The 12512-nt window shown below is 72.6% G+C and carries 9 protein-coding genes; 4 read left to right on the plus strand and 5 right to left on the minus strand.

All coding sequences use genetic code 11. The features are described 5' to 3' along the window. Positions 1 to 81: 81 nt before the first annotated feature. From ACFVYS_RS43305 to ACFVYS_RS43315, 3 genes are all read right to left on the minus strand, one after another. Positions 82 to 1356: an FAD-dependent monooxygenase gene (locus ACFVYS_RS43305; protein ID WP_389511337.1), complete on the minus strand. Its 1275-nt coding sequence runs from the start codon at positions 1354 to 1356 to the stop codon at positions 82 to 84. A 1424-nt stretch (positions 1357 to 2780) separates the two neighbouring features. After that, on the minus strand, positions 2781 to 3083 hold the full coding sequence (locus ACFVYS_RS43310) for a hypothetical protein (protein ID WP_389511339.1): 303 nt from the start codon (positions 3081 to 3083) through the stop codon (positions 2781 to 2783). 72 nt (positions 3084 to 3155) lie between these two features. Further along, complete coding sequence (locus ACFVYS_RS43315) at positions 3156 to 4676, minus strand: MFS transporter (RefSeq protein ID WP_389511341.1); 1521 nt, start codon at positions 4674 to 4676, stop codon at positions 3156 to 3158. A 649-nt stretch (positions 4677 to 5325) separates the two neighbouring features. Between ACFVYS_RS43315 and ACFVYS_RS43320 the strand changes: the two genes are divergently transcribed. The 3 genes from ACFVYS_RS43320 to ACFVYS_RS43330 are packed head-to-tail and all read left to right on the plus strand — an operon-like array spanning position 5326 to position 7816. Beyond that, on the plus strand, positions 5326 to 5484 hold the full coding sequence (locus ACFVYS_RS43320; protein ID WP_389511342.1) for a hypothetical protein: 159 nt from the start codon (positions 5326 to 5328) through the stop codon (positions 5482 to 5484). Next, complete coding sequence (locus ACFVYS_RS43325; RefSeq protein WP_389511344.1) at positions 5457 to 5681, plus strand: hypothetical protein; 225 nt, start codon at positions 5457 to 5459, stop codon at positions 5679 to 5681. The genes ACFVYS_RS43320 and ACFVYS_RS43325 overlap by 28 nt, the downstream gene beginning before the upstream one ends. 17 nt (positions 5682 to 5698) lie before the next feature. Beyond that, positions 5699 to 7816, plus strand: coding sequence for an MMPL family transporter (locus ACFVYS_RS43330; RefSeq protein WP_389511345.1), 2118 nt, complete (start codon positions 5699 to 5701; stop codon positions 7814 to 7816). 80 nt (positions 7817 to 7896) lie between these two features. On the opposite strand, the gene ACFVYS_RS43335 is transcribed toward ACFVYS_RS43330, so the two are convergent. Together ACFVYS_RS43335 and ACFVYS_RS43340 are read right to left on the minus strand one after the other, a co-directional pair. Next, the gene (locus tag ACFVYS_RS43335; protein WP_389511347.1) at positions 7897 to 9015 is read right to left on the minus strand and encodes a BTAD domain-containing putative transcriptional regulator; all 1119 of its coding nucleotides are present in this window, start codon (positions 9013 to 9015) and stop codon (positions 7897 to 7899) included. A gap of 956 nt (positions 9016 to 9971) precedes the next feature. Beyond that, positions 9972 to 11024, minus strand: coding sequence for a BTAD domain-containing putative transcriptional regulator (locus ACFVYS_RS43340; RefSeq protein ID WP_389511349.1), 1053 nt, complete (start codon positions 11022 to 11024; stop codon positions 9972 to 9974). A gap of 404 nt (positions 11025 to 11428) precedes the next feature. On the opposite strand from ACFVYS_RS43340, the gene ACFVYS_RS43345 reads away from it, so the two are divergent. Further along, positions 11429 to 12346 (plus strand): aromatic prenyltransferase, encoded by a 918-nt coding sequence (locus ACFVYS_RS43345; RefSeq protein WP_389511351.1) that lies wholly within the window; start codon positions 11429 to 11431, stop codon positions 12344 to 12346. The last annotated feature ends 166 nt before the right edge of the window (positions 12347 to 12512 follow it).

Below are 12512 nucleotides of genomic sequence, written 5' to 3' on the forward strand. Positions count from 1 at the left end.
GCGCCGGCCCGGGCCCCGGACCCGGGCCGGCCCCGTTCCGGCTGAGCGGCCGCTACCGGCCCGGACGGACGGGGTACGACGTCACGACGTCGCCCGGCCGTCGCTGCCGGTGCCGGTGCCGGTGCCGGACGGTGTCAGGGAAGGCCGGGCGTTGAGCTCGGCGACTTCGCTGTCGGCCATCTTGCGGTAGAACTCCATGATCTGGGCGAGCCGGCCGCGGTCCAGCATCGCGGGCCCGGCGGCGCGCTCCATCGCGCGGCCCGCGTGGACGACGTTCGCGGTCGCCTCCACCCGGGCGCGCTCGTACGCGGCCAGCCCTGCCGGCGTGTCGTCGCCCGCCCGCGCCAGCTCGTGGGCGAGGACCCGCGCGTCGAGCACGGCCTGGGAGGCGCCGTTGGCGCCGGCGGGATACATGGGGTGGGCGGCGTCGCCCAGCAGCGTCACCCGGCCGCGGCCCCAGGCGGACAGCGGTTCGCGGTCGACCATGGGGTATTCGAGGATGTGCTCGCTGCGCTTGAGCAGCTCGCGGACATCGAGCCAGCCCAGTGACCAGCCGTCGTAGTGGGACAGCGCGTCGTCGACGCGGCCCTCACGGTAGTCGTCGGCCGTGTCCACGGCGCCGTCCTCGGGCAGGGGGCCGGGTTCGGCGACCCGCACCAGGCACACCCAGTTCACCCGGTTCCGGCCGATCGGGTACGCGACGAGCGAGGCGGTGCCGTCGCTGGCGACCACCATGGACCGGCCGGTCAGGAAGGGCTCTTCCTGCACCGTGACGCCCCGCCACATCCGCTGGCCCGACCAGGACAGCGGTCCCTCCTTCGGGTGCAGCCGGGAGCGGACCGTCGAGTGCAGTCCGTCGGCGCCGATCAGCGCGCTGCCCTCGAGCGTCTCCTCGGCGTCCCGCGCGCGGTCCCGCACCCGGACACGCACGGCGCCGGGGTCCTCGGTGAAGTCCAGCAGCCGCACGCCGGTGCGCACGGCGTCGGGGCCGAGCCGTTCACGGACCCGCTCGAGGAGCAGCATCTGCAACTCGCCGCGGTGGATGGAGTACTGCGGCCAGCGGTAGCCCTGGGACAGCCCGCGCGGCTCGGCGAAGAGCTGGTTGCCCGCGCTGTCGCAGAAAACGTGCTCGGCCGTGGCCACGCCGAGGGCGGCGAGGCCGTCGCCGAGGCCGAGTTCGGTCAGCTCGCGGACGCCGTGCGGCAGGAGATTCATCCCGACGCCGAGCGGCCGGATGTCGCGGGAGCTCTCCAGCACGACCGTGTCGATGCCCGCGGCGTGCAGGCTCAGTGCCGCGGTGAGTCCGCCGATCCCGGCGCCCGCTATGAGAACAGGCGCCTTGTTCGTGTCTTCCATTTCGCCCCCATTGGTTGTGAACTGCTCAGGCTGCGCGTCCGGGCAACGGCATGGGCTTCCCGGGGACGCGGGGTGTTTTCGGCGTCCCCCGGGCTCCGGGAGGCCCTGCTCGCATGCCCTGCTACGCGAGGATCACCGCACGCTCTGCGCGAGGTGGGACAGGTGGTGCGGGTCGTAGGGGTCGTACGGGTCATCGGCGCATCAGCCAGGGCGGATGTCGCCGCACCGGGCGGGACACCGCCGGTTCCGCCTGCCCCCGGGTGAGGACCGGGCGAGGCGGACACGGGACCGCCCCCGGCCGCGGCCAGGTGCCGGTGCCGCCCCGCCCGCGCCGGCGGGAAAGGACCGCCGAGTGACCATGCGCTGTTCCCTTTCACGGGGGAAGGTTTCCGGGCCGCCGGGCGTACCGGGCCGGCACACCCTGCCGGTAAGCCGCCTGGCTGCCGTGAGGCCGCTTCCGGGCCCGTGACGCGCGGCCTGCGGACTTTGTCGGTGCCGTCGAGAGCGTAGGGGCATGGGCTTGGCGAGCGTATGGGCGTGGGCTTGGCGGCGACTTGGTCCGTGACCCGGTGCCGACCGGGCGGCTCGTGGTCCCGTCACCACTCGACTGCTCCGGCCTCGGGCGGTCACGCGGCCTCGCCTCGGGCGGTCACGCGGCTTCGGGCGGACGCCCGGGTGCGGACGCCCGGGTGCGGGCGGCCGGTCCGTGCGCCGGCAGGCCCCGCCCCGACCCGCCGCCACTGCGCCGCAGACGGCCACCCGCCGACAACGACCCCGCGGCGGACCGACACTGCCGCCAAGCGCCAAGCGCCAAGCGCCAAGCGCCAAGCGCCAAGCGCCGAGCACCGAGCGCCGAGCGCCAAGCGCCAAGCGCCAGGTGTCAGGTGTCAGGGGCCCGGCGGACGCCGGCTCGTCGCATGTCGGCTCGTCGGCTTGTCGGCCGGTCCGCGAACCCGCTGGACGCGCGGCCGACCGCCATGGCGCAGGCCCGCGGCCTGACACCGCTGCGCTGCGCGACGGCGAGGACCGCGGCCTCACCCTGCCCTGCCCGGGGCCGAAGGAGCGCGGCGCGGGCCCGGACGCGGTCCACGGGCAGGTCACAGGCGCGGCATCCGGCGGGCAAATGCCCCGGCCCCGGCCGGATCTTCGTCCGTGTACGGCCGCCGGACGACCTCACACCGCAGGAACTGAGCACGCTCGCCCGGCGCCGGACCCGGGATCGAGAAGACGCGGGCGCGGCCCGGGCAGCAGGCCGCTGCGAGCCGGGAAAGCGGGGAAGCCGGGGGAGTGTCGGCGCGAAGGGGTGACGGAGACGGCCGGGGCTCCGGTGCGGACGGGCGGCCGTGGCAGGTCGCCGTCCGGAACCGGAGCCCGGTGTGCCGCCGTTCCGCCGGCGCGGCAGCAGCCGGCCGGGCGGGAGCGGGTCAGAAGAGCCGGTACGACCCGATGGGTGTCAACTGCTCCATGGTCAGCGGCTCGGCGATCCAGTCGCCCTTGAGTTCAGCCATCACGTCCGTGAAGGTGGACAGGGCGGCGAGGGGGTTGGCGGCGTCGTCCTCGAGGTCGACCAGGAGCAGGTAGGTCTCGTCGTCCTGAAGCCTGCACCAGGTGTAGCGGACGCCTTGCGGCTGGGCGGCCTCGATGGCCGCGAACAGCTCCTTTCCCGCCGCCTCCATGTCGGCGGTCTTCTCGGGCCGTATCTTCGCGCGGAACATGCGCACGCTCATCAGAGTTCTCCAGGGTCGGGATACACGGGTTCTTCTCCGCCCCGCCGAGCGCTTGGCGGGGCGGCGGGGCTGTCAGGCCCGGGCGGTCTCGGGCTCCGAAGGCTTCCCGGCGGGCGCGGCGGCGGGCACCGGCAGCGGGCCGCTGCGCAGCAGCACACCACCGACGAGGGCGCCGAGCGCGAAGATGCCGGCGCACCACCAGAACGCCGTGACGTAGCCGTGGACCGACGCAAGGTGGATCAGCTGCGCAGTCGGCCGGCCCTGCGCGTGGTCCGCGATGTAGTCGGTCGTGGAACTGGTCGCCATCGTGTTGAGCAGTGCGAGGCCGATCGCGCCGCCGATCTGCTGTCCGGTCTGGATGCTCGCCGAAGCGATCCCCGCGTCGTGCGGTCCCACACCGGAGGTGCCGGTGCCCAGCGCCGAGGCGAAGATGAGGCCCATGCCGCCGCCCACGATCATGATCGGTCCGAGCAGGGCGGACGCGTAGCCCGAATCCGCGTCGATCCCGGTCAGCCAGACCATGGCGGCCGAGCCGAGCAGCAGGCCGACGACGACCAGCGGCCGGGGGCCGAACCGCGGCATCAGCTTGATGTTGCCCACGTTGGCACCCACCGCGGTGGTCGCCACCATCGGCAGCAGGGCGACACCCGACTTGATCGCCGAGTAACCCAGGGTGCTCTGCATGTAGTAGATGACGAACAGGAAGATGCCGTACATGCCCGCGCCGGCGATCAGCATGGTGAGGTACGCGCCGCCGCGGTTGCGGTCCAGGACGATGCGCGGCGGCAGCAGCGGGTGCTTGGCACGGGTCTGCCAGCCGGCGAAGGCGATCAGCAGCACGGCGCTGGCGATCAGGAAGCCCCACGTCGAGGGGGTGCCCCAGCTGTGCGTGGCGGCGTTGGAGAAGCCGTAGACCAGGCAGAACATCCCGCCCGAGCCCACGACCACGCCCGGCAGGTCCAGGCGGGCGCCGGGCGTCTTGGGCTGCCGGGCCATCAGCAGCGCGCCCCCGACCGCGGCGATGCCGACGAACAGCAGGTTGATGTACATGCACCAGCGCCAGGACAGGGAGGAGGTCAGCGAACCGCCGATGATGAGCCCGAGGCCACTGCCGCTGGCCGCGACCGCGCTGAAGGCACCGAAGGCCTTGGCCCGTTCCTTCGGATCGGTGAACGTCGTGACCAGCAACGCCAGGGCGGCCGGCGCCAGCAGCGCGGCGAACAGCCCCTGGCCGGCACGCGAGGCCGCCAGCATGCCGAAGCTGTTCGAAGCGCCGCCGATGGCGGAGGCGCCCGCGAAGCCGACCAGCCCGATGAGGAAGGTCTCCTTACGGCCGATCAGGTCGACCAGCCGTCCGCAGAACAGCAACAGGCTTCCGAACACCAGCAGGTACGCGGTCACGACCCACTGCCGGTCGGAGTCCGAGAACCCCAGGTCCTCCTGGGCGGAGGGCAGTGCGAGGTTCATCACCGTCGCGTCGAGGACGACCATGAGCTGCGCGATGCAGATGACGGCGAGGATGAGCCACCGCCGGGGATTCCCCCCCTCGGTTCCGGCTGCTCCGGTAGCGGAGGCTGCGCTCTGTACTGCCACGGTCTTCTCCTTTTCGTGTCGGACCGACGTGAGGTGTCGCTCATAAGACAGACCCGGCAGGCGGGATGTGACATGGCGATCGGGCCCGAGAACTTCCCCGCGCCCGCGCGGCCGCACGACACCACGCCCTCCGGGCCGCTGAGCAGCGCGAAGCCGTCCGAGCCCCCGGTCGGGCCGCGGGCCGCGCCGGGGGCCGGCACGCGCTGCTCACCGCGACCGGGCCGGGCGTGGGCGGCAAGCCGACCGGGCCGGCGCCCGGGGCGGCACCGTCGCCCTACGCGGAGCGCCCGCGCGCGGCGCCGAAGCGGAATGCGCGGAGCAGGGCCGGTGACGGCCTCGCCGGACTGCGTCTCCTGCCGGTCGGGGCACTCTCGCGGCTGTGCCGCACAGGGCTGCGGACGGCTGTGCCGCACAGGCTGCGGAGCGACAGCGCCGGCCCGGTGCCGGGCCGGGACGGCGAGGCCGGCGGGTGCCGGCGCGACGGCAGCCCGGGGGTCGTGACGTGTGTCACAACCGTGCGGGGTGATGTCACATTTCCGGGATCCGGACGGGTCCTTGTTCGGAATGCATCCGCAAGGAGAGGTCCGAAGATGTCCTACCCCCCGTCAGACCCGAGAACGGCCCTGTCCCGGGGCGGCCCGCAGGAGCGGTGCCGGATCCGCTGACAAGGGCTGCGGCAAAGACGTCCACCGAGGGCGGCGGCCCCTTCCTCTCCCTCGTCTCCACCCTGCTCGGCACCGTCACCGACGCCGAGGACCTGTCGCAGGAGACCTGGCTGTCGTGGCCCTCGGCGCCGCCGCCGCGGTGACCCACACCGGGCCGGTGCCGCCGGCGCCGCCGGTGGTCCCGGAAACGCCTGGCCCGCCGCAGCGGGGGATCACGGTCGTCCTCGGCGGCGACAAGGCCGCCCGCGTGCTCACCGCCGGCGCCCGCCGTCCCGGCAGCGACCTCGACACCGTCTTCCGCATCGCTGCCGATCCCGACAAGCCCTCACACATCGAGTGATCGCTCAGGAGTGACACATGCTTCGCAGAATTGCTTCCCTGCCCAGCGGCAGGGTGGCGAAATGGGTCGTCCTCGCCCTCTGGGTGGCCCTGCTGATCCCGGCCGGCATGCTCGCGGGCAAGCTCGGCGACGTCGAGAAGAACGACAGTTCGGCCTGGCTGCCCGCGAACGCGGAGTCGACCAAGGTCGTCGAACGGTCCGACAAGTTCCAGCGCTCCGACACCATGCCCGCGATCGTGATCTACGACCGGCCCGGCGGCGTCACCCCCGCCGACATGGACAAGGCCCGAGCGGACGCCGAGGCCTTCGCGGACAACAGCAGCGTCGTGGGCCGGCCGCAGGGACCGCTGAAGTCCGACGACGGCATGGCCATCCAGACCGTGGTCCAGGTGCAGAAGGACAAGACCGGCTGGAACGGCATCAACGAGGTCGTCACCTCACTGACCGACATCGGCAAGAAGGACGCCGACGGTCTGGGATTCCATGTCACCGGACCGGCCGGCCACGCGTCCGACTCGATCGAGGCCTTCGGCGGCGGAGGCAGCCTGACGGCCATCACCGCGCTGGTGGTGATAGTGATCCTGCTGCTCACCTACCGCAGCCCGGTGCTGCCCCTGGTGCCCCTGCTGACCGCCGGCGTCGCCCTGAGCGCGTCGGAGGCGGTGATCTATCTGCTGGCGAAGAACGCCGGACTCACCGTCAACTCGCAGACCAGCTTCATCCTGACCGTGCTGGTGTTCGGCGCCGCCACCGACTACGCACTCCTGCTCACCTCGCGCTACCGGGAAGAACTGCGGCTGCACGAGGACCGGCACGAGGCGATGGCCGAGGCGCTGCGCCGGTGCAGCCCGGCGATCATCGCCAGCGCCGCCACCGTCGCGGTCAGCCTGACCCTGCTGATGCTGGCCACGCTCCGCTCCACCCAGGGGCTCGGGCCGGCCTGCGCCATCGGCATCGCCGTCGGACTGCTCGCCATGATCACCCTGATGCCGGCCCTCCTGGTCATCTTCGGCCGCTGGATCTTCTGGCCGGTCAAGCCGGCCTACGGAGCGGCCGAGGCGGCCAAGCAAGGCATCTGGACCCGGGTCGGCACCGCCATCTCCGGCCGGCCGCGGACGGTGTGGATCGGGACCGCGGTCGTCCTGGGCGCCATGGCCGTCGCCATGCTCGGGCTCAAGGCCGACGGACTCTCCACCAAGGACCAGTTCACCGACAAACCGCAGATGGCCGTCGGCCAGGAGATCCAGGCCAGGCACTTCCCGGCCGGCTCGGGCGACCCCATCTACGTCGTGACCAACGCCGACTCTGCGGAGCGGGTCAGGACGGCACTGGCCGACGTCCCCGGCATCGCCGAGGTCGCGCCGCCGGTGGTCAAGGGCGGTGACGCCCTCCTGGCCGGAGAACTCGAGGACGCCCCCAGCAGCTCGGCCGCCCTGGACACCGTCAAGCGGGCCAGAACCGCCGTCCACGGCATCGGGACAGCGGACGCCCAGGTCGGCGGCAACGCGGCGATCACCCTCGACACACGGGACGCGGCCGCCCGCGACTCCAAGGTGATCATCCCCATCGTGCTCCTCGTCGTCTTCCTCATCCTGATGCTGCTGCTGCGGGCGGTCGTCGCCCCGCTGCTGCTCATGGCGACGGTGGTGCTGTCGTTCGCCGCGGCCCTCGGCGTGAGCAGCCTGGTCTTCAACCACGTGTTCCACTTCGCCGGGGCGGACGCCTCCTTCCCGCTCCTGGCGTTCGTGTTCCTGGTCGCCCTGGGCGTCGACTACAACATCTTCCTGGTCACCCGGGTACGCGAGATCACCGAGGAGCACGGCACCCGGCGCGGCGCACTGGAGGGTCTGTCCGCCACGGGCGGTGTGATCACCTCGGCGGGCCTGGTGCTGGCCGGCACCTTCGCGGCGATGGCCTCGCTGCCGCTGCTGTTCGCGGCCGAACTCGGATTCACGGTGGCGTTCGGCGTGCTGCTGGACACCATGATCGTCCGCTCGGTGCTGGTCACCGCGCTGACCCTGGACGTGGGCCGGTGGATGTGGTGGCCCAGCAAACTGTTCGGGCGCCACGACGACGGCACCCCCACGGCGCCGGCCGGCGAGCCCGACCGCGAACCCGCGCTCGAAAGCAGCTGACAGCCTTCCGCCACGGCCTTCCGGCATCCGCCGGGAGGCCCGGCAGGAAAGGGGACGGGGACGCGGAGGCGCCCCGCGCCTCAGCCCAACTCCGGGGCCTGGCGCAGGATCTCACCCTCCAGATGCTGAAGCGACGGACTCGGGTCGATGCCCAGCTCCTGCGCCATCCGCTGGTGATGGGTGCGCAGCACAGCCAGGGCGTCGGCCTGCCGTCCGGCCCGGTACAACGCCAGGCCCAGCAGTTCACAACCGTATTCGCGCAGCGGATGGGCGCGGGTGAAGGCCGCCAGTTCGGACACGGCGACCTCATGCGCGCCCACAGCGATCAGCGCCGCGCAGCGGCCCTCGGTGGCCGACAGCCGCAGCTCCTCCAGCCGCACCCGTTCCGGAGCCACCTGCGCGGTGTCGGCCACCTCCGCGTAGGCCTGCCCGCGCCACAGCGCCAGCCCCTCCTCGAACGCGCTCAGTGCCCGCCGCAGGTCGCCCCGGTCCAGTGCCTGCCACCCGGCCGTCGCCCGCTCGCCGAAGCGACGGGCGTCGACCTGCGCGAAGCGGCCGTCCAGCAGATAGCCCCGGCCGCGGGTGCGCAGCACCGTCGCCGGCGTGCGCGGCGCGCGATCGGGCTCCAGCACCCTGCGCAGATTGGCCACGTACGCGTGCAGCGACGTCATCCCCGAGGGCGGCGGCTGCCCGTCCCACAGCTCCTCCAGCATCACATCGACCGACACCGGCCGGCCCATCTGGCTGACCAGCAGCGCGAGCGCGGCACGCTGCTTCGGCGCCCCCAGGTCCACCGCCCGGCCGCCGACAGTGGCCTCCATCGGCCCCAGCACCCGGAACTCCACCCCGGCCGCGGGCGCCTGCGGCGTCTCCCGCGGCCGCACCCCGGTCCGGCCCACGGACGCGGCATCGGCATCACCGTCCGCGCCTTCGCCGTGGCCCCTGCTCTCGCGGCCCGCACCGGTGAGCGGCAGGTCGAGATCGAGAGCCTTCGCGAAGTACATCTTCAGTTTCTCGTTCGCCCGCCTGAGCTCGCGCACCTCGCGCTCCAGATCGGCGATGCGGCGCGTGTCCCCGCCACCGCCTGCCGGCCGTTGCCCGGGAATCACGCGGACCGCGGGCCTGCCGCCCGCCCTGGAGCCGACGGCCGTCGTGCCGTGGTCGAATTCCTCGTTCACCGTCTCTGAGCCTTTGAGCACTTTTCACTCCTCTGTTCACGGAGCCGGGGCCAAGCCGACGCCAAGCCGGCGGCAAGCGAGATGCGGGACACTGGAAAAAATCCGTACAGGCTGCGCGCGCAGCGGTAGACCCTCCATACGGAAGGGCGGATTCCGGGCAGGCCGGCGCCGTGCGAGCCGACGGTGAGCGTGCCGGAAGGCCTCGTTTCGATGGCGCGGCCGGCGTCCGCCGTGCGAACCCACTGCCCGCCGGCAGCTGTTCCGCCGGCTGTCCGGCGACGGGGCGGGGCCGCAAGGAGGGCAGGAGCGGCCGGCAACCCGCACGGGGAAGGGGGGAGGGGGGCTGGTGCGGGCTTTCGCCGCGCAGCCCGGAGCCCGTCGCGCGGACAGCCGCGGACATGCTGCGACCGGTGAAGGCCGGCGAGAGACGGACCGTCGGCTTCCGCAACTCCCGCTGTATCCAGGCACGGTGCCGGCTGACAGGCGGCTGCCGCACAGCGGCGAAACCTCAGCCGACGGACAGCGGGATTTCGGGCAGGGAAGACGTGCCGGCATTGTGACACGGCCGGCATCTCCGCGCCAAGGGTCCCGGAAAGACCACCCCGCACCCGCCGGGCGACGTCACAGCGGGCGGCGTCACGGAGTCGGGACGGGAGGGCGGTCAGGCCGGCGTGCGGTCCCGGGCGACGGCGGTGGCGCCGCCGGGACGGCGCTCTGCTCGGCCGCTGCCGCGGCCCTCATCTTCGGCCGGGCTGATTGGCCCGCGCTGTTCCCCGGCTTGGCGCCGGGTTGGCGTCGCCGGAGCCCGCGGCCCCGCGGCCCGTGCGGCCGAGCCCGCAGAGCGCACCGCCCGCCGGCGACGTGCGTCGGGAACACACCGGCCCGCAGGCAAGAGCGACCCAAGCCGCACCGATCCCCAACCGCCGTCGCCCCGAGCCGACTTCGCGACACGCCTCGCACCGACTTGGTGACCTGTCTCAGGCCGACTTCGCGACCGCTCCGGGATGCGGGCGCCAGTCCAGTGACGGTGCCTGGTTGAGTATCTGCTGCTCCAGCAGTTGCAGCGCCGGCCGCGGCTCGATCCCCAACTCGTCCGCCAGCCGCTTCCTGTTCGTGCGCAGCACCGCCAGCGCGCCGGCCTGCCGGCCCGCCCGGTAGAGGGCCAGGCTCAGCAGTTCGCATCCGTATTCGCGCAGGGGATGGGCCTGGACGAACGCCTCGAGTTCGGCTGCCGCGATCTCGTGGGCCCCGGCCGCGAGCAGGGCCGCGCAGCGCCCCTCGACCACCGACAGCCGCAGCTCCTCCAGCCGTGCCGCGTCCGGCCGCACACAGGCGGTGTCGGCCACCTCGGCGTAGGCCTGCCCACGCCACAGCGCCAGCCCCGCCTCGAACTCGTCGACCGCGCGGTGCGGGTCGCCCCGGTCCAGTGCCTGCCAGCCGGCGACGGCCCGTTCGCTGAAACGGTGCACGTCGACCTCGACGGCCCGGCTGTCCAGCAGATAGCCGCGTCCGTAGGTGCGCAGCACCATCGGCGGGGTCCGGGGCGCGCGGCCGGGCTCCAGCATGCGCCTCAGGTTGGCGACGTACGCCCGCAGCGAGGCGATCGCCGACGGCGGCGGGTTCCCGGCCCACAGCTCCTCGACGATCACGTCGACGGCCACCGGTTCGCCCGCCTTGGAGGCCAGCAGCGTCAGCAGCGCGCGCTGCTTGGGCGCTCCCGGGTCGGCGAGGCGGCCGCCGACGACGACCTCGATCGGGCCCAGCGCACGCAACTCGACGACGGGGCAGGGCAGTTCGGGAATCCGCGGCGACCGCTGCGGGGTCCACCGGGCGTCCTGTACCCGCCCGGGGGGCGGGGCGGCCGCCATGTTCCTGCCGCCGTGCGTGACACCCCTGGTGACGTCGGCCGGGAGTTCGAGCTCGTCGGCCACGTACATCCGCAGTGCCTCGTTGGTGCGGCGAAGTTCGCGAACCTCGCGCTCCAACTCCGCGATGCGCCACGCGTCCGGGTTGCCGGGCTCGTCCGTCATCAGTGAACTCCCCTTTTCCCATGGCCTGGTGTGGTCGCCCGGCCGGGCACCGCACGGTGTGGGGCCGGCTGCCGGGCGTCGGCCCCGTCAGGCCGTATCGGTCACCGGACGACCGGTGAGGTGTGGTGAACAGCCCTTGGCGGGGCGGCTTTTGCGCGCCGCCCGCCGATGTCGCCCGCACGGCGTAGGGCAGGCGACGTCGCCGCCGATGTGCGCGACCCTACGGGCCGAAGGTCCGCCCGCCAAGCCGTCACCAATCGATCCTCCAGCCATGCTCATGGGGCATGGCCGAAGCTGGAGCCGGGGAGCGGCACGGACGGCCATGAACGGCTGCGCCGCGTGCCGCGCGCCCCTGAACGGATCCCATTCAGACTGACCGTCAGATCGATGGTGTGGAGGTTTCAATGTCCGGAGCCGCTGATGTCGAGCGCGTGTACGCGGCCATGGAGGAAGCGGCCGGGCTGCTGGACGTGGACTGCGCACGTGACAAGATCTATCCGCTGCTGACCGCTTTCCAGGACACGCTCACCGAGGGCGTGGTCGTCTTCTCCATGGCGAGCGGACGCCGCTCCACGGAGCTGGACTTCAGCATTTCGGCGCCGGTGAGCCACGGCGACCCGTATGCCACCGTGCTGGAGAAGGGTCTGTTCCCGGCGACCGGCCACCCCGTCGACGACCTGCTCGCGGACACCCTGAAGCACCTTCCGGTCTCGCTGTTCGCCATCGACGGCGAGGTCACCGGCGGTTTCAAGAAGACGTACGCGTTCTTCCCCACCGACGAGATGCCCGGGGTCGCCGAGCTGAGCGCCATCCCGTCCATGCCGAAGGCGGTGGCCGAGAACGCCGAGCTGTTCGCCCGCTACGGTCTGGACAAGGTCCAGATGACCTCGATGGACTACAAGAAGCGGCAGGTCAACCTCTACTTCAGCAACCTCGACCGCAAGAAGCTGGAGCCGGAGTCCGTCCTGGCCCTGGTCCGGGAGCTGGGCCTGCACGTTCCCACCGAGCTGGGGCTGGAGTTCTGCAAGCGCTCGTTCTCGGTCTACCCCACCCTCAACTGGGACACCGGCAGGATCGACCGGCTGTGCTTCGCCGTGATCAGCACCGACCCCACGCTGGTGCCCTCCTCGGACGAGGGCGACATCGAGATGTTCCACAACTACGCGACCAAGGCGCCGTACGCGTACGTCGGCGAGCAGCGCACCCTCGTCTACGGGCTCACGCTGTCGCCCGACGAGGAGTACTACAAGCTCGGCGCGTACTACCACATCACCGACGTCCAGCGGCGGCTGCTGAAGGCGTTCGACGCCCTCGAGGACTGAGGGCCCGCGCCCGGGGAGCGGCTGCGGCAGGCGGGAAGCCGGCACGGACCGTGCGCGGCACGCACCGCAGATAAGGCCAGGTACGGCAGACACGGCCAGGTACGGCAGACACGGCCAGGTACGGCAGACACGGCAGGCGCGGGGCGCGCCGGGCGAATTCGCCCGG

This window comes from Streptomyces sp. NPDC058295 (assembly GCF_042880655.1).
Lineage (GTDB): Bacteria > Actinomycetota > Actinomycetes > Streptomycetales > Streptomycetaceae > Streptomyces > Streptomyces coriariae.